The sequence below is a fragment of the Allobosea sp. CRIB-10 genome (assembly GCF_900112185.1).
In the GTDB taxonomy this organism is placed as follows: domain Bacteria; phylum Pseudomonadota; class Alphaproteobacteria; order Rhizobiales; family Beijerinckiaceae; genus Allobosea.
The window spans coordinates 1-17,298 of the sequence record NZ_FOKP01000037.1 but is presented as its reverse complement, the minus strand read 5'-3'; the positions used below and the strand labels follow the sequence as shown (position 1 = coordinate 17,298).

Below are 17,298 nucleotides of genomic sequence, written 5' to 3'. Positions count from 1 at the left end.
TGGCTTCAGGTTACAGCCGTGAGCCAGATCGAGATCATCCAGAACATCTTCCAGGGGTTTGGGGTAACAGCCACCGTTACGATCCTTGGTCTGATCTACGCCATCCCCTTCGCCCTTGTGGCGGGCGTCCTGCAGTACGTTCTTTTAGGCCTGCCCCGCACACTCGTGACTGCGGTGATTGAGTTCTGGAGAAGCTCCCCGGTCATCGTCCTGCTGTTCGTCTTTTACTATAGCTTGCCGGCATTTGGCATACGGCTCTCCAGCACGACCGTTGCAGCCATGGTCCTCGGCCTCAATATCGGCGGCTACGGCAGCCAAGCGGTGCGTGCCGCTCTACAAGCTCTGCCACGCGGCCAGGTCGAGGCAGGATTGGCGCTTGGACTCAAACGCTGGACGGTCCTTGGCTGCATCGAGTTGCCGCAGGCGATCCGCTCGATGATCCCGACCTTCATCAATCAGCTCATCCAACTGATCAAGGGGACGGCGTTGGTTTCACTGATCGCCCTGACCGATATGACCTATCGCGCCAAAGAACTCGCTCAGATCGAGTACAATCCAGTCGGAATCTATTCAGGCCTGCTACTGGCCTATCTGGCCCTTTGTTATCCGGTGACGATCTTTGGCCGTCGCCTGGAGCGGCGCTCCAGCTTCGGGGGGAGACAGCGTGAGCTTTGACCTCAACTTCGCGCTCGCGACGCTCCAGACGATCTTGTCGGCGCTTTCGACGACGATATGGGTAAGCATTGTCAGCTCGCTCGGCGCGGCCGTCCTTGGCTTTCTCTGGGAAATCTTGCGACGAACCTCCATGCCCCTTGGCTGGGTCATGCAGGTCATGATCGACTCGATTCGTTCGACGCCCCTTCTGGTGCAGATTTACACGCTTTACTTCGTGTTTCCCTACTACGGCGTCACCTTGCCTGCGCTTGCGGTCGGCATCATCGCGTTGAGCGTCTATTATTCCGGCTATCTCGCGGAGATCTTTAAGGCAGGAATCGATGCCATTGACCCAGGCCAGTTCGATGCAGCCAAGGCTTTAGGCATCGGGCGGATCACAACGATTTTCCTGATAGTAGCGCCGCAGATGCTACGCAACATCGCAGCGCCGATGGGCAATTACTTCATCTCACTTCTCAAGGCCACGCCTTATCTGGCAGTCATCGCGGTTCCGGAAATGTTTGGCAGCGCCCTCGATGTCGCGTCTGACACCTTCCGATATGCCGAGCCGATGCTTGCAGCTGGTCTAATCTTCCTCTTGCTTTCTGTGTCCATCGCGCAACTCGTCAAGATGTTGGAGCAGCGCTTGCTGGCGAGGGGCAAAAGATAGGCTCCGGCGGTTGGATAATTAAAAGTTCCCGCACCAAGCTGGGTCATTTCGGCGGCATAAGATTTCGAACGCGCGCGATAGATCTGAATGAGGTTCAAAAAACATGCTTCCACAATCTGAAGCAATCGTAGAAATCGTGGGTCTCAACAAATGGTTTGGTGCGCTCCATGTCTTGGATGGCATCGACCTGTCGGTCTCTAGCGGGGCACGGATCGTTGTCTGCGGCCCGTCAGGATCGGGCAAGTCGACACTGATCCGTTGCATAAATGGGCTGGAAACCTACCAAGCGGGCACGCTCCGTCTCGCCGGGATCGTTCTCGGCCAAGCTGCGGGGGCCAGCGCCGCCGCACGGCGTCAGACCGGTATGGTCTTCCAGAGCTTTAACCTCTTCCCGCATCTGACAGTGCTTTCCAATTGTACGCTCGCGCTGCGCCGCGTCGCCGGCAAATCCCGCGGCGAGGCCGAAGATATCGCCATGGCGTATCTGGAAAAAGTGAGAATACCCGAGAAGGCGAAATCCTATCCAGGGCAGCTCTCGGGCGGACAGCAGCAGCGCGTAGCGATCGCACGCGCGCTCTGCCTCAACCCTCGCATCATGCTCTTCGACGAGCCGACATCTGCGCTTGACCCCGAAATGATCAAGGAGGTGCTCGACGTCATGACAGCGCTGGCGCGCGACGGAATGACGATGCTGTGCGTTACCCACGAGATGGGATTCGCGCGCGAGGTCGCCGACCAAGTGATCTTTATGGATAGCGGTCGCATTCTCGAATGTGTCCCGGCGCAAGACTTCTTCGACGGGGCAGGCCACCCCCGCTCGCGCCTCTTCCTGCAAACAATCATGAAGCACTGAAAGAGCGGCTATGGCGGGATACACACAAGTCTGGACGCCGCTCGATTTCGAGGCGGACGGCAAGCAATGTGACTGGTTGCGTTTGCCTTTTTCGACCGACCTTTCCGGCTACGGAGTGGTGCCCATCCCCGTGATCTGCATCAGGAACGGTGACGGCCCTACGGCACTGCTGATCGCCGGCAGCCATGGCGATGAGTATGAAGGGCAGGTGGCGCTTGCCAGGCTGTCGCGTGAAATCGAGGCGGCAGATGTAAGAGGGCGTATCATCATCCTCCCGTCGCTGAACTTGCCCGCAGTAGAGGCCGGTCGACGGGTCTCTCCTCTCGACGACGGAAACCTCAACAGATCTTTTCCAGGGAATCCGATTGGTGCGCCGACCACAATGATCGCGCACTATGTCGGCACCGTGCTCCTCCCCATGGCGGATTTCGTAATCGACCTGCATGCAGGAGGACGCTCGACGAACTACGTGCCATGCGCACTGATCAGGAGCGGCGGGTCTGCAGAAGAAAAGAACAAGCTCATTGAACTTGCGACAGCGTTTGGGGCGCCAGTCACCTCAATCAGCGACGGCTCGGGCGGAGGCGGCGCGACTACCCTGTCGGCCGTTGCGCAGGAACTTGGCGTTCCGGCGCTCACCGCCGAGCTGGGGGGCTGCGCTACCCTGTCGCGAACGGGAACGGCTCTTGCCGAACAGGGCCTTCGGCGCGTCCTGAAATTGTACGGCATGTTGCCAGAGGCGAACACCGATACTGGCCCATCGACCCGCCTCATGCGCGTACGTGGCAGGGGCGCCTTCGTTTACGCGATGCGCAAAGGGATGTTCGAACCGGCTGCAGACTTAGGCGATGTCGTTCAACCCGGCCAAGTTGCCGGCGTCATTCATGTTGTCGATCGGCCGTGGGACGCGCCGGAACCAATCGTCTTTTCGGAAGGGGGCATGGTCGCCTGCCGGCGCGCTCTGGCTCTAACCGCGCCCGGCGATTGTCTCTACAAACTGCTCGTCGACCTCGATGCGGACTGATTGTCGACCCGACCCTCCATTGGTGCGATTCCGATGGTAGCGCGCCCGAGGCGTCGTTCGACAATCCATCCGGTGATGTGCTCGTCGTACGGCCTGGCCCGCTTCGCTCACATTGTCCGACGACGGTTGGCAGTTCATGCCTCCAGCAAGAGCACATGGGGAGCGAGCACGCCGATCTAACCGCGGATCATTCCCTAAGACGGCGTTAGCGGTTGGCGCCGCGGTCTCTCCACGTGACGGCATCAGCGCGCAAGCTTTGTGGAGCTTCCTGCCACGAATGAGGTGACCGGATGGCACCATCTTCTTCAATCGAACTTCGCCACCTTCGCTATTTCGTTGCTGCGGCCGATCACGGGAGTTTCCGCAAGGCTGCCACAGCAGTTGACGTCAAAGAATCGGCTGTCAGTCGTCGAATCCGCGATCTTGAAGATCATCTCGGCGCCTCCCTGTTTTAGCGCCATAACGGCGGGGTGTCGCTGACGCTATCAGGACAACGTTTCCTGCGCCGTGCGCGCAAGGCCCTTCAGCAGATCGATGAGGGCGCCAGGGACTTCGGAGCTATCGGGCGGGTCGAGCGCGGTAAGGTCAAGGTCGGCATCTTCTCGTCCTTCGCCTCCGGCTTCCTGGCCGATTTGTTTCGCGCCTACGATCAGAAACACGCAAAGGTGCGCATCGACTTCATCGACGGAGCTCCAGCCGAGCATGTCGCCGCGATCCGCCAGCTTCGCCTTGACGTGGCATTCCTCTCCAGCAGCCGAACCTGGCCCGACTGCGAAACCACTTATCTCTGGTCGGAGCGCGTTTTTGTAGTCCTGCCCAACACGCATCGTATGATCGAAAAAGAGGCCCTGGAATGGTCTGATCTCGCCAATGAGGCATTCATCGTTAGCGACGCGGCGCCCGGTTCAGAAGTCCATGCCTATCTGGTTCAGCGTTTCGCCGCGCTCGGTTATCACCCTCAGGTCCAACCGCAATATGTCGGCAGGGACAATCTGTTAGCTGCAGTTGCGGTCGGTCGTGGCCTGACCCTAACCACTGAGGCGACCGCAGCCATGAGGATGCCGGGTGTCACGTATCGTCCAATCGCGAACGAGAGACTAACGTTTAGAGCGGTTTGGTCACCGCGAAACGACAATCCTGCCCTGCGGCGGCTGCTCAGCCTTGCGCGGACGATGTCGCGGTGACTTGCCAGCAGTTGTTCATGGCGTGCAGCTGCCTCGTCTAGCGATCCAGATCACCGTCCGGACCGACGTCTCGCGCTCGCGAACCCGCGATCGGTTGCAATGAAGCGCTCCAACATCGGCACGATCAGCTTCACGGGCTCGGCTGCAGGCTGGTTCGTTTCGCGGGCCAACACCTCGGCATAGGCGACAAGGTCGCGATGCAGGCTGGCGGGAAGCTCCACGGATATCTTGACTGGCTTGTCGTCTGCGAGGAGGCCGAGTTTCAGCTTCGTCATCATCTGCCTCGATAGGGTTCGAACACGAGGTCACGCGTCACGATGACCCTGACCGGGAATCCCGGCCGGATTGTCAGCGTCGGCGCGACGTTGAGCTGACGCCGGACGATCTGCTGGCCGGCGTCGTTAATGGTATCCTGTCCGCCGCTGCGGATGGCGCGCAGCAGCCGGTTCTCGTCGTTGACGGCGAGCTCGGCGCCGATCGACAGCAGGGTCGAGAGGCCAGCGGCCTTGGCGAGATCCCACCAATGGTAATCGACGCCGTCCTCGAGACCGGCATAGCCCTGCGTATCGGCGCCGGGTTGACGCTCCAGCACGATGGAGCGTCCGTTGGGAAGGATGAGCCGGTTCCAGACGAGGAGCACGCGGCGTTGTCCGAACTGCACGTTGTTGTCGTACTGCCCAATGATGCGCGTGCCTTGCGGCACGAGCAGGATGCGGCCGGTCGGGCTGTCATAGATGTGCTCGGTCACCTGCGCCGTGATCTGGCCGGGCAGATCGGAGCGAATGCCGGTGATGAGCGCGGCCGGAATGACCGCGCCAGCCTGGAGCACGAAAGGCGAGGCCGGTGCCATGATGCGATCCGATGAGGTCATGCGGCGATCGACGGGCGCGTTGAGGAAGGCGAGCTGCTTGTCTTGCGCGCTCGGCTGACCGGGCTGGCCGGTGAAGTCCAAACCGGCGAGGTTCGGCGTGCCGCCTGGTCCTCCGGGCGCGGCCGGCGAGCCCGCCCGCGACTGGAAGAACACGGTGCTGGTGCGTGCGGCCTCTTCCTCGGCCTTCCGGCGTTGCTCCGCTTCGTCGACGGCAGGCATTACGACGGCTGGCGGCGCGACACCGGCGTCGAGGATCGGTTTGCCGAGGTCGCCAGGCAGTGGGGCCCCAAGAACCGGGCCGGTATAGTCGCGCGGCAAGCCGGCGAGACCGTCAGCGGGCTGCCGGTTGGCGGTCGAGTAAAGCTCCTCGCCCTCCTTGCCGGCATGGCGGGTCTGCAACGCATAGATCACCGCGCCGCCAACACCGAGCGAGGCGACGACGCTAAGGCCAGCGAGCACCTTGCGCGACAGGCGGGTGACGCGCGGCGGCTCGGCGCGCAGGCGCATGGGTTCGGTGGTTTCGGTCTCGCTCATGACGACGGCCTCCCATCCGTGCGGGTGATCCGGACGGTCTGCTGCTTGTCGCCGCTGCCGAGACGCAGCTCGGCGGCGTTGAACAGGCGATCGACGATCAGGATGTGCTGATGGACGCGGCTATTGGCGATCTGCGCCTCGCCCTCCGGGCCGATCACGAAGATCGGCGGCATCTCGCCCTGCACGATGCCGCGCGGGAACTCGACATAGACACGCCGGCCGTCGTCATAGGCGGCGACCGGCTTCCACGGCGGATTGTCGCCGGTCAGGCCATAGCGATAATTTCGCGCGGCAACCGCCGGAATGATCGGCGTTGCCGGCAGGGCCTGCCGCTGGCCGGCGGATAGCGGATAGGCCCAGGCGACAGCGGGCATGTAAGGATTCTGACCAGAGCGCAGCTCGAGCATGTAGGTGCGCCGGTCGGTCGTGATGACCAGATTGGTGGTGATGTCGGCGCGTGACGGCTTCACCATCACATGGACGCGTCGGGTGACGCCCGATCCGCTCTCGGTATCGCCGATGATCCAGCGCGCGGTGTCGCCGGCTGCGATCGGGCCGGCGCCGGTCAGGCTTTCGCCGGGCTCCAACGCGATATTGCTGATCTGGCCGGGCGCGGCATAGACTTGATAGAGCGCGCCCTCGCTCCAGGGATAGATCTGGATCGCGTTGTAGTAGCCCTCGCGGCGCGGCTGGACGCGCGCCGCCAGATTGGCGTTCTCAACGCGCGGGGTCGGCGTGTTGGCAGCGGTTCCGCCCCGCGCCGGCGTCCAGGCCGGCGGGACATGCAGCGGCCTCGGCCGATTGTCGGTGACAGCGGCGGGCACCGCAGGTAGAGGCGGTACGTCGGCGTCGTAGCTGATCTCCGGCGGCTTGTCGGTGGCGCAACCGGCCAGCATCGTGGCGGAGACCAGCAAAACCGGAAACGCGGATTTACGGAAAGACGGATTCCCGCCTCCGCGGATCGTCAGGCTCATTGGCTCATCTCCCGCGACCAGTTGATGGCGTTGACGTAGATGCCGAGCGGATTAGCTTTGAGGCGTTCGGTGTCGCGCGGCGGCTGCAGCACAATGGTCAGGATCGCGGTCCAGCGCTCGGTCGCCGAGAGCTTGCCGTCCTCGTAGCGGCGCTCGGTCCAGGCGACACGGAAGGAATCCGGCGAGGCACGGATGACGGAGGACACCTCGACGGCCACTTGTTGCTTGCCGACCTTGGCGAAAGGGTCATTGGCGCGGGCATAGTCGTTGAGCGCGCCCGCGCCGCGATCGGTGGTCCATTCATAGGCGCGCAGCCAGTTCTGGCGGACGATGATCGGATCGGCCGGGATGCTCCTGACCTGCTCGACGAAGCGGGCGAGATGCCAGGCGATCTGCGGATCGGTCGGGCGATAGTCAGCGGTCGCTGCGGTGACGGTTTGTGCTTCGCCGAGCCGATCGACCTGCACCACCCAGGGCACGACGGTGCCGCGCGCCGATTGCCAGACCAGAGCTGCTGCAAATCCGGCCGACAAGATCAGCGATCCGAAGGCCATGATGCGCCAGTTCCTGGCCTGGACGCGGGCGGATCCAATGCGCTCGTCCCAGATCTGAGCGGCCTTCTGGTAGGGTGTCTCTGGCTCGGGCGTCCGGCCGTAATGCGTGGCGGGTCGTCGAAAGAGGTTCATGAGCGATTACCTTCGGAAAGATTGACGGAAGAGCCGGAGCCGTGGCTGTCGCCGGAGCGGACGGCATGCGCGGCGGCGCTGACGCCGTGAGAGATCTGCTGGCCACGCTTCATGCGCCTGGCCCAGGCCGGCGGACCGGCCGTGGGGGACGCCGGCGCTGCCGCGGAGGCAGCATCGCCGCCGACCGTGCCCATGCTCGAAGAGCCGCCGGTCGCGCCGAAGCCGCCCTCCACGCCGTCGTCGAAGCTGGATTTGACGCTCTCAGCCGCGCGGGCCGCGGCGCGGCGCAAGGGCGAAACGACAGCCGCACCTGCGGCCTGGGCGACGCCACCGAGGCCCGAGGCGACGCCTGCGGCGCCGGACTGCCCCATCGATCCGAGCGTATAGGCGGACGAAGCCGCGCCGGCCGCCGCCGCTCCGCCCCGCACGGTCGCAGCGCCACCGGAGATGCCTGCTCCTCCTCCCTTGGCGGCCAGGCCCGCCACGCCGGCCGCGGCCACTGCCGCGCCGCCAACGGCCAGCCCTGTGCCAACCGCCGCACCGGCGCCAAGCTGCGGACTGCCCGAGACGAGGCCGTTGGCGATGCCGGGGCCGAAGATTCCGAGGCCGAGCAGGGAGAGTGCGGCGAGCACGATCGCCATGGCTTGGTCGATGGTCGGGTTCTGGCCGGCGCCGCCTTGTGTGAACTGTGAGAACAGGGTCGAGCCGATGCCGATGATGACGGCGAGCACCAGGACCTTGATTCCGGAGGAGATGACGTGGCCGAGCACGCGCTCGGCCATGAAGGCGGTCTTGCCGAACAGGCCGAAGGGGATGAGGACGAAGCCGGCGAGCGTCGAAAGCTTGAACTCGATCAGTGTGACGAAGAGCTGCACCGCCAGGATGAAGAAGGCGAGCATGATGAGCGCCCAGGCGAAGAGCAGGCAGGCGATCTGGATGAAGTTCTCGAAGAACGAGATCCAGCCCATCAGGCTGGAGATCGATTCCAGCAGTGGCCGGCCGGCGTCGAGCCCGGTCTGCGCGACCTTGCCGGGGCGCAGCAGATCCTGAGCCGAGAAGCCGGTGCCGCTGGCCTTCAGGCCCAACCCCGAAAAGCTCTCGAAGACGATCTTGGCGAGGTTGTTCCAGTTCGAGATTAGCCAGGCGAAGACGCCGACGAACAGCGTCTTCTTGATGAGCCGCGCGATGATGTCGTCATCAGCGCCCCAGCTCCAGAACAGCGCGGCAAGCGTCACGTCGATGACGATCAGCGTGGTCGCGATGAAGGCAACCTCGCCCGACAGCAGGCCGAAGCCTGAATCGATATAGCGGGTGAAGGTGCCGAGGAACTGGTCGATGACGCCGGTGCCCATTCGTCAGCGCCCTTCGCTCGAAGCCGGCGCTGGCGTCTTGCCGAGGAAGCGGTCACGGGTTTCGGCCCAGACGCGCAGGCATTCGGCGTCGTTCGCCGCGGCCTGCCCGAGCTGCTGGCACCGGCGCTGCCCTTCGCGCAGCGGATCGGTTTCAGGGCGGAGAGCCCGCACCCGCTCGGATGCTGGCGCGTCGTCCTCGCGGGTCAGCTCGATCACCGTCGCCGTGATGGCGACCGCGACGAACAGGATGGCGCCGACGCGCGCCAGCATCTTGCTGTCCATGACGATGGTCCCGCTCTGGCGTCAGTTGCCGTTGTTGAACATCCGCGTGCTGCCGGGCTGATAGCCCGAGCCCGGCGCGAGGAAGCGGCGGCGCTGCTCGCGCCCCTGTTCAGCGGCGGCCGTGCGTTCGGCCTCGGTCAGCGCGCCGGCGCGGCCATTGGCCGAGATCAGCGCGACGAGGTCGGAGAGCTGCTGCGACTGGAGAGCGAGGAGCTGGTTGCCGGCCTGCGTCGCCTGCAAGACACCGGTCGCACCCTGGCTCTGGGTAACCAGCGTCGACATCTGCGTGCGATTGCTGTCGATATTGCCGACGACGCCGGCCTGGATGCGCAGCGCGTCCTGCAGGCCACCGACCGTGTTCTGCCAGCGCGAGCGCGCATCGCTAACGAGCTGCTGGTCGGTCGCCGAGAGCGAGATGGCCCCGTATTTTTGGCTGAACATCTGGTCGATCTGCTGGACGTTGAAGGCGATGTTCCGCGCCTGGTTCAGCAGCGCTTGAGTCTTCTGCACCGACTGCTGGATCTGCTGGAGTCCGGAGAACGGCAGGCTGGCGAGGTTCTTCGCCTGATTGATCAGCATCTGCGCCTGGTTCTGCAGCGCGGTGATTGTTGATCTGCTGTAGCGAGCGCGCGGCGGTGAGCACGTTCTGGGCATAGTTCGACGGATCGAAGACGATAAGCGCCTGCGCCGGCGTCGCGATCATGGGCGACACCATGATCGGGATGGACATCATGGCGGCGGCGATCAGCGCGGTGCGTGAGCGGAAACGGCGAAGAGTCATGGTTGGACCTCCTGTTGGGCTTCGGGAATGAGCGTTGGGACGAGATCGGCGGCCCAGCTGGCGCCGCGGGCGTTGAACCAGGCGGCGAGAAAGCCGTCATGGCCATGCTCGGCGACGAGGCTCGCGATCAAGGTCTGGTCGGTCTTGGCGGATGCGGCGCAGAGCGCGAGGCCGACTTCGCTGAGGCCCAGCTCGAACAGCCGGTTGCCGCGCCGCGACTGGCAGTAGTAGTCGCGCTTCGGCGTCGCTCGGGCCAAAATCTCGATCTGGCGATCATTGAGGCCGAAGCGGCGATAGATCGCGGTGATCTGCGGCTCGATCGCGCGCTCGTTCGGCAGCAGCAGCCGGGTCGGGCAGCTCTCGATGATCGCCGGTGCGATCGCTGAATTGTCGATATCCGACAGGCTCTGCGTGGCGAAGATAACGCTGGCGTTCTTCTTGCGCAGCGTCTTCAGCCATTCTCGGAGCTGCCCGGCAAAACCGTCATCATCGAGGGCGAGCCAGCCCTCGTCGATGATGAGCAGGGTCGGCCGACCATCGAGCCGGTCGCCGATGCGGTGGAAGAGATAGGAGAGGACGGCCGGCGCCGCGCCGGTGCCGACAAGCCCCTCGATCTCGAAGGCCTGCACATCAGCCGAACCCAGATGCTCGGCCTCGGCATCGAGCAGCCGGCCATAGGGACCGCCGACACAATAGGGCCGCAGCGCCTGCTTGAGATCGTTCGATTGCAGCAGGACGCAGAGGCCGGTGATCGTCCGTTCCTCGATCGGAGCGGAGGCGAGCGAGGTCAGCGCGGTCCAGATGTGCTCCTTGGCCTCCGGCGTGATCGCGATAGCCTCGCGCGCCAGGATCGAGACGATCCAGTCGGCGGCCCAGGCGCGCTCATAGCTGTCGGGAATGCGGGCTAGCGGCTGCAGCGAGACGGAAGCGTCGGAACCGTCGGTCAGCCCACCACCAAGATCGTGCCAGTCGCCGCCCATGGCGAGCGCAGCGGCGCGGATCGAGCCGCCGAAGTCGAATGCGAAGACTTGCGCCTTGGGGTAGCGGCGGAACTGCAGCGCCATCAACGCGAGCAGCACGGATTTCCCGGCGCCGGTCGGACCGACGACCAGCGTATGGCCGACATCGCCGACATGCAGCGAGAGCCGGAACGGAGTCGCCCCTTCGGTCTTGCCGAACAGCAGCGGCGGCGCGTCGAAATGCTCGTCACGCTCCGGCCCCGCCCAGACGGCCGAGAGCGGAATCATATGAGCGAGGTTCAAGGTGCTGATCGGCGGCTGGCGGACATTGGCGTAGGCGTGCCCAGGCAGAGAGCCGAGCCAGGCGTCGACCGCGTTGACCGTCTCGACCATGGCGGTGAAGTCGCGGCCCTGGATCACCTTCTCGGCGAGCCGCAGTTTTTCGTCGGCCAGGCGCGGATCAGCGTCCCAAACCGTGATCGTCGCGGTGACATAGGCCATACTGACGACGTCTTGCCCGAGCTCCTGCAAGGCCTGGTCTGCATCGGCCGCCTTATTCGCGGCATCGGCGTCGACCAGCACCGATTGCTCGTTGGTCATCACCTCCTTGAGGATCGCGGCGATCGACTTGCGCTTGGCGAACCATTGCCGCCGGATTTTGGTCAGCAGCTTCGTCGCGTCGGTCTTGTCGAGCTGGATGGCGCGGGTCGACCAGCGATACGGGAAGGCCAGCCGGTTGAGGTCGTCGAGCAGGCCCGGCGTGGTCGCGGTCGGAAAGCCAATGATGGTCAGCACGCGCAGGTGCTGATCGCCCAGCCGCGGAGCGAGCCCGCCGATCAACGGCTGGTCGGCGAGCAGCGCATCAAGATAGATCGGCGTCTCGGGAACACGAACGCGATGGCGTTTGGTCGAGACGCAGGCATGCAGATAGGTGAGCGTCTCGCCGTCATCGAGCCATTGGCATTCCGGCATGAAGCCGTCGAGCAGTGCGAGCACGCGATCGGTGCGGTCGACGAAGGCGCGCAGGATCTCATGCGGATCGACGCCGGAGCGTTCGCGGCCTTCGTAGAGCCAGGTCTCCGCACGCGCGGCATCCTCGGCCGGGGGCAGATAGAGGAAAGTCAGGAAATAGCGCGAGTCGAAGTGGATGCCTTCCTCCTCGAAATCGGCCTTGCGCTCGGCATCGACGAGACCGGAGGCCGGATCCGGAAAGAGGCTGTCGGGATAGATCGCGGCCTCATGCCGCTGCGCCTCGACAAAAATGCTCCAGCCGGAGCCGAGGCGGCGGAAGGCGTTGTTGATGCGCGAGGAGATCGCGACCAGCTCGGCCGCGACGACCGAATCCAGATCCGGTCCGCGAAAGCGCGCCGTGCGCTGTAACGAACCGTCCTTGTTGAGCACGACGCCGGGCGCGACCAGCGCGGCCCAGGGCAGGTAGTCGGCAAGGCGCCCGGCGGAACGACGATATTCGGCGAGGTTCATCATGACTGCGCCCTCAGACCGACAGATGGCCGGGAATGCGCAGATGCCGGCGGCCGACCTCGACGAAGAGCGGGTCGCGCTTCGCCGCCCACACCGCCGCGAAATGCCCGATGGCCCAGATGAACAGGCCGGCGAGCCAGAGGCGCAGGCCCAGGCCGACGGCGCCGGCGAGCGTGCCGTTCAGGATCGCGATGGCGCGCGGCGCGCCGCCGAGCAGGATCGGCTCGGTCAGCGCCCGGTGGACCGGCACGGTGAATCCCGGCACGGCGTCGAGCGGCTCGAAGGCGGTCGCCATCAGATCAGCGCCCCGCCGCCAAAGGAGAAGAACGACAGGAAAAAGCTCGATGCCGCGAAGGCGATCGAGAGTCCAAAAACGATCTGGATCAGCCGACGGAAGCCGCCAGAGGTATCGCCGAAGGCGAGCGTCAGCCCCGTGGTGATGATGATGATCACCGCGATGATCTTGGCGACGGGCCCCTCGACGGACTGCAGGATCTTCTGGAGCGGCTGCTCCCAAGGCATCGACGAGCCGGAAGCCCGCGCGGCAGGAGCGCACATGATGCTGATGGCAATGCCGGTGGCGGCTGCAGACATGCGGCGACAGCCGCGCGAGAGAGTGCGGATCATGAAGGGTCTCCAATATTCGGGATGGCTGAGCTGATGCGGTAATCGCCGTCGGGGCCGAGCTCTTCGACGCGGGCGAACTCGACGAGCCGGCGCTGCGAACCGCGACCGGAGAGCACGGCGACAAGATCGATGGTCTCGGCGATCAGGGCGCGCGGGACAGTGAGGACGGCTTCTTGAATGAGCTGTTCGAGCCGGCGCAGCGCGCCGATGGCGGAGCCGGCATGGATCGTGCCGATGCCACCCGGATGGCCGGTGCCCCAGGCTTTGAGGAGGTCGAGCGCTTCGGCGCCGCGGACCTCACCGATGGGAATGCGGTCGGGCCGCAGGCGTAAGCTGGAGCGCACCAGATCGGAGAGCGTCGCGACGCCATCCTTGGTGCGCATGGCGACCAGGTTCGGCGCCGCGCATTGCAGTTCGCGTGTGTCCTCGATGATGACGACGCGATCGGCGCCCAGCGCCACCTCGGCCAGCAAGGCGTTGGTCAGTGTCGTCTTGCCGGTCGAGGTGCCACCGGCGACCAGGATGTTGGCGCGCGACGCGACGGCGGCCCGTAGGGTTTCGGCCTGCTCCGCGTTCATGATGCCGGCAGCGACATAGTCGTCGAGCGTGAACACGGCGACGGCGGGCTTGCGGATCGCGAGCGCAGGTGCTGCGACGACAGGCGGCAGCAACCCCTCGAAGCGTTCGCCGGTTTCGGGGAGTTCGGCTGAGACGCGCGGTGACCGCGGATGCACCTCGGCGCCGACATGATGGGCGACCAGGCGCACGATGCGCTCCCCGGCGGCGGCCGACAGCGTCTCTCCTGTATCGGCCAACCCCTCGGACAACCGATCGACCCAGATGCGACCATCCGGGTTCAGCATCACCTCGACGACGGCGGGGTCTTCCAGAAACCGCGCGATTGCGGGGCCAAGCGCCGTGCGCAGCATCCGCGCGCCGCGCTGAAGCGCTTCCGGTTTATGGCGGTGAGCGGTCATCTCGTCCCCGATCGACAAGGGGACGCAAGACTCAGCTCCCCGGATGGGGGTGACTAAAAGGGTCCGGAATCAGACCCGTTCAACAAGATTCGAGGGTCATCGTAGCGTGGCGTGCAAATACAGGAGCACGGCGGTGCTGCCGTCATTCGGCATTCTGAGTTCCGACATCTGTCGCTCATGCTAGCGAATCATGGCGCGGATGTTGAACAGGCAACTCGGGAGCTGCGGCATTGCCCAAAAAGAAGCCCGCAACCGTGAAGACGGCGCGGGCGAGGATGGGAGGAAACGCCCAAACGGGCGTGATTGTCATGCACGGAATGTGCCAGCGCGGTGAAGTGATCACCCGGACTCTTCATTCGGAGAGACGCCGGGAACGTCGTCGGGAATCTCGCGCAGAAAGCTCTGCCCCTTCTGCAGGCGCTTGCCGAGCATTTCCACGAAGCCTTCGAACCGCTCGCGGCCTTTGGCCTGCGCCGCGGCCTGGGCGTCCGGCGGTACGGGCGGCGTGGTCGACAGCCAGAAGCGCACATAGAGCGCGAGTGTTTCGGCGGTGATGCTGAGATCGCGCTCCATCCGCTGGACCTGCCTAGACAGCCTGTCGAGCCGGCGTGTGAAAGCGGCTTCGCGCGCATCGGTATGGTCGGGCGAGAGGAACGAGCTGACCGCCGCCTCGACGATCGCGGATCGTGGCAGCTTCTTGCGATCGGCAAGCTCGTTGATGCGCCCGATCAGTTCGACGGGCAAAGTGAGATTGAGACGGTCGCGCATGTCGTCAGAGCTCCATGCCGTCGCCAGGGTCGAGCGAGACCTGGCGGGCAATGCCGGTCATCTGACGGCGCAGCGCCTGACGCTGGCGCGCGACATCCTCGGGCTCGTCGTCGAGAATGCGCGTGAATTCCTCGGCCGGGCGCGGATCGGTCGTCTCCTTGACGATCGAGACATGGTCGGGAAGCTCGGGTTCGCGGCGCAGACCGGCATTGGCCTTGTCGGGTTCGTGGGCGGCTATCAGGGCGGGATCGGGCTTCTGCGGCTGGACCGTCGACCAGCCATCCGTGTAGCGGGTGCGCCCCGATTTCTGCGGATCGGGCGGCGGCAGCACGCGCTCGCGGAATCGGACATCCTCGTAATAGCGAACCTTCTTTGCCCGCACGGGCGGCGTGCCGGCGGCCATGACGATCTCGTCGCTCGGCGGAAGCTGCATCACCTCGCCGGGGGTTAGCAGCGGCCGGGCGGTTTCCGAGCGCGACACCATCAGGTGGCCGAGCCAGGGAGAGAGCCGATGGCCGGCATAGTTCTTCATGGCCTTCATCTCGGTCGCGGTGCCCAGCGCATCCGAGACGCGCTTGGCGGTCCGCTCGTCATTGGTCGCGAAGCTGACGCGGACATGGCAGTTGTCGAGGATCGAATTGTTGGCGCCGTAGGCCTTCTCGATCTGGTTGAGCGACTGGGCGATCAGGAAGCTCTTGATGCCGTATCCGGCCATGAAGGCGAGCGCCGATTCGAAGAAGTCGAGGCGGCCGAGCGCCGGAAACTCGTCGAGCATCATCAGGATGCGGTGCTTGCGCTCCTTGGCGTGCAGATCCTCGGTCAGGCGCCGGCCGATCTGGTTGAGGACGAGACGGATCAGCGGCTTGGTGCGCGAAATATCCGAGGGCGGCACGACCATGTAGAGCGTGGCCGGCTTTGCCTCCGTGGTGAGGTCGGCGATGCGCCAGTCACAGCGGCTCGTCACCTCCGCGACGACAGGGTCGCGATAGAGGCCGAGGAAAGACATGGCGGTCGAAAGCACGCCCGAGCGCTCATTGTCGGATTTGTTGAAGAGCTCGCGCGCGGTCGAGGCGACGACTGGGTGAGGGCCGGCTTCACCGAGATGCTTCGTCGCCATCATCGCCGACAACGTCGCCTCGATCGAGCGCTTCGGATCGGAAAGAAAGGCGGCGACGCCGGCGAGCGTCTTGTTCTCCTCGGCATAGAGGACGTGCAGGATCGTGCCGACGAGGAGAGAGTGGCTGGTCTTTTCCCAATGGTTGCGCTTGTCAAGCGAACCTTCGGGATCGACGAGGACATCAGCGACGTTCTGCACGTCGCGAACCTCCCAGTCGCCGCGTCGGACCTCGAGCAGGGGATTGTAGGCGGCCGAGTTCGGATTGGTCGGATCGAACAGCAGCACGCGGCCATGCCGGGAACGGAAGCCGGCGGTGAGCTGCCAGTTCTCGCCCTTGATGTCGTGGACGATGGCCGAGCCCGGCCAGGTCAGGAGCGAGGGTACGACGAGGCCGACGCCCTTGCCCGAGCGCGTCGGCGCAAAGCACAGGACATGCTCCGGCCCGTCATGACGCAGATAGTCCTGCTCCAGCCGCCCGAGCACGACGCCATCGGCGCCGAGCAGGCCTGCCGCCGCCACCTCCTTCTTCTCGGCCCATCGCGCCGAACCGTAGGTCTGGACGTTCTTGGCTTCGCGCGCGCGCCAGACCGACATGGTGATCGCGACGACGATCGCGATGAAGCCTCCCGACGCGGCGATGAACCCGCCCCGCATGAAAATGCCGGGCGCATAGGCGTCGAAAAAGTACCACCACCAGAAGAGGGCGGGCGGATAGTAGACGGGCACGCCGGCGAGCTTGAACCAGGGCGTTCCGAGCTGCCCCTGAAACCCGAGTTGCCAGGCGACATATTGCGTGGCGCCCCAGGTGGTGGCGAGCACGATGAGGGTTACGACGAGAATCTGCCCCCAGAGGATTTTGGTCGCGGACATAGCGAGATCCTTTCCGTGGTTGTCAGATGCCGAGATCGCGCTTGCGGCCGATCGCCCATTCGATGCCGCCGCCGTCCTTGGCGACGCCGGCGACGTGCTGGCCGAGCTTGCGTTCGAGGTCGCGCGACCAAGGCACGAGCTGGAAGCCGAGCCCGTCGTCGATCATCGCGAAGCGGCCGGAGGAGAGGGTGAGGCGCCGGCGCACGGTGCCTGCGACGTATTCGCCGGCCTGCGCCTTCACATGCGGCAGGCCGGTCTCGGCCGCGAGCTTGTCGCTTACGGCATCGAGTTCGCGCCGGCGCAGTGTCGCGAGGAGGTCGCGCTGCATGACGATGCGCTGGCCGTCGCGCTGCGCCAGTCCCTGATCGGCGAGGTGTGAGGCGCGCGCCTGCATGGCGTCGCGCACCTCGCGCCCGAACCCGGCCTGCGACAACGGCATCGCCTCGCGCTCGACAAGGCGATGGTCGAGCCAGGTCGCGCCGGGCGCCGTGACTTGTGCCTGAAGGTCGAGATCGGAGCGCGTGGCGAGCGCTAGGGTCTAAACTCAACGGCCAGTTTGTGATTCAAGCAGGTCATGGGAGAGGTAAGTTCCATGAGCCGCTTGTTTTGGTTGAATGACGAGCAATGGTCGCA

At 64.8% G+C, this 17,298-nt stretch carries 18 protein-coding genes and 2 pseudogenes; 6 read left to right on the top strand and 14 right to left on the bottom strand.

Features of this window, described 5'->3' with window-relative positions; all coding sequences use genetic code 11:
- The first annotated feature begins 18 nt into the window (after positions 1-18).
- From BMZ69_RS28690 to BMZ69_RS28670, 6 genes are all read left to right on the top strand, one after another.
- A complete protein-coding gene (locus BMZ69_RS28690) occupies positions 19-675 on the top strand; it encodes an amino acid ABC transporter permease (protein WP_092163379.1) in 657 nt (218 codons plus the stop codon).
- On the top strand, positions 665-1,324 hold the full coding sequence (locus BMZ69_RS28685) for an amino acid ABC transporter permease (protein WP_092163378.1): 660 nt from the start codon (positions 665-667) through the stop codon (positions 1,322-1,324). Before BMZ69_RS28690 ends, BMZ69_RS28685 begins: the two co-directional genes overlap by 11 nt.
- Positions 1,325-1,427: 103 nt before the next feature.
- Complete coding sequence (locus tag BMZ69_RS28680) at positions 1,428-2,177, top strand: amino acid ABC transporter ATP-binding protein (RefSeq protein WP_092163377.1); 750 nt, start codon at positions 1,428-1,430, stop codon at positions 2,175-2,177.
- Positions 2,178-2,187: 10 nt separating this feature from the next.
- On the top strand, positions 2,188-3,201 hold the full coding sequence (locus BMZ69_RS28675) for a succinylglutamate desuccinylase/aspartoacylase family protein (protein ID WP_092163376.1): 1,014 nt from the start codon (positions 2,188-2,190) through the stop codon (positions 3,199-3,201).
- A 290-nt stretch (positions 3,202-3,491) separates the two neighbouring features.
- Positions 3,492-3,656, top strand: coding sequence for a helix-turn-helix domain-containing protein (locus BMZ69_RS32245; RefSeq protein ID WP_244543597.1), 165 nt, complete (start codon positions 3,492-3,494; stop codon positions 3,654-3,656).
- 15 nt (positions 3,657-3,671) lie between these two features.
- Positions 3,672-4,385 (top strand): LysR family substrate-binding domain-containing protein, encoded by a 714-nt coding sequence (locus tag BMZ69_RS28670; protein WP_244543596.1) that lies wholly within the window; start codon positions 3,672-3,674, stop codon positions 4,383-4,385.
- A gap of 50 nt (positions 4,386-4,435) precedes the next feature.
- Here the strand turns inward: BMZ69_RS28670 and BMZ69_RS28665 are convergent, their stop codons facing one another.
- From BMZ69_RS28665 to BMZ69_RS28600, 14 genes and pseudogenes are all read right to left on the bottom strand, one after another.
- Positions 4,436-4,660, bottom strand: a complete 225-nt coding sequence (locus tag BMZ69_RS28665; RefSeq protein WP_092163375.1) for a DUF2274 domain-containing protein — start codon at positions 4,658-4,660, stop codon at positions 4,436-4,438.
- Positions 4,660-5,790 (bottom strand): TraB/TrbI/VirB10 family type IV secretion system protein, encoded by a 1,131-nt coding sequence (locus BMZ69_RS28660; RefSeq protein WP_092163374.1) that lies wholly within the window; start codon positions 5,788-5,790, stop codon positions 4,660-4,662. The genes BMZ69_RS28665 and BMZ69_RS28660 overlap by 1 nt, the downstream gene beginning before the upstream one ends.
- Positions 5,787-6,764, bottom strand: coding sequence for a P-type conjugative transfer protein TrbG (gene trbG / locus BMZ69_RS28655; RefSeq protein WP_092163373.1), 978 nt, complete (start codon positions 6,762-6,764; stop codon positions 5,787-5,789). The genes BMZ69_RS28660 and trbG overlap by 4 nt, the downstream gene beginning before the upstream one ends.
- Entirely contained in the window at positions 6,761-7,450 is a 690-nt protein-coding gene (gene trbF / locus BMZ69_RS28650; protein WP_092163372.1) for a conjugal transfer protein TrbF, read from the bottom strand. The genes trbG and trbF overlap by 4 nt, the downstream gene beginning before the upstream one ends.
- Positions 7,447-8,802 (bottom strand): P-type conjugative transfer protein TrbL, encoded by a 1,356-nt coding sequence (gene trbL / locus BMZ69_RS28645; RefSeq protein ID WP_092163370.1) that lies wholly within the window; start codon positions 8,800-8,802, stop codon positions 7,447-7,449. The genes trbF and trbL overlap by 4 nt, the downstream gene beginning before the upstream one ends.
- A 3-nt stretch (positions 8,803-8,805) precedes the next feature.
- A complete protein-coding gene (gene trbK-alt, locus BMZ69_RS28640; RefSeq protein WP_092163368.1) occupies positions 8,806-9,084 on the bottom strand; it encodes a putative entry exclusion protein TrbK-alt in 279 nt (92 codons plus the stop codon).
- 21 nt (positions 9,085-9,105) lie between these two features.
- A pseudogene (gene trbJ, locus BMZ69_RS28635) lies at positions 9,106-9,865 on the bottom strand (P-type conjugative transfer protein TrbJ).
- On the bottom strand, positions 9,862-12,309 hold the full coding sequence (trbE, locus tag BMZ69_RS28630) for a conjugal transfer protein TrbE (protein WP_092163367.1): 2,448 nt from the start codon (positions 12,307-12,309) through the stop codon (positions 9,862-9,864). The pseudogene trbJ and the gene trbE overlap by 4 nt, the downstream one beginning before the upstream one ends.
- Before the next feature lie 10 nt (positions 12,310-12,319).
- Positions 12,320-12,601, bottom strand: coding sequence for a VirB3 family type IV secretion system protein (locus tag BMZ69_RS28625; RefSeq protein ID WP_092163365.1), 282 nt, complete (start codon positions 12,599-12,601; stop codon positions 12,320-12,322).
- On the bottom strand, positions 12,601-12,933 hold the full coding sequence (locus BMZ69_RS28620; RefSeq protein WP_092163364.1) for a TrbC/VirB2 family type IV secretion system protein: 333 nt from the start codon (positions 12,931-12,933) through the stop codon (positions 12,601-12,603). The genes BMZ69_RS28625 and BMZ69_RS28620 overlap by 1 nt, the downstream gene beginning before the upstream one ends.
- Complete coding sequence (gene trbB, locus BMZ69_RS28615; RefSeq protein WP_092163392.1) at positions 12,930-13,910, bottom strand: P-type conjugative transfer ATPase TrbB; 981 nt, start codon at positions 13,908-13,910, stop codon at positions 12,930-12,932. The genes BMZ69_RS28620 and trbB overlap by 4 nt, the downstream gene beginning before the upstream one ends.
- A gap of 339 nt (positions 13,911-14,249) precedes the next feature.
- Entirely contained in the window at positions 14,250-14,678 is a 429-nt protein-coding gene (locus BMZ69_RS28610) for a ribbon-helix-helix protein, CopG family (RefSeq protein WP_092163362.1), read from the bottom strand.
- Positions 14,679-14,682: 4 nt separating this feature from the next.
- The gene (locus BMZ69_RS28605) at positions 14,683-16,665 is read right to left on the bottom strand and encodes a conjugal transfer protein TraG (protein ID WP_092163360.1); all 1,983 of its coding nucleotides are present in this window, start codon (positions 16,663-16,665) and stop codon (positions 14,683-14,685) included.
- Between the two features lie 22 nt (positions 16,666-16,687).
- Positions 16,688-17,203 (bottom strand): annotated as a pseudogene (locus BMZ69_RS28600) (DUF3363 domain-containing protein); the annotation flags it as partial.
- Positions 17,204-17,298: the final 95 nt, after the last annotated feature.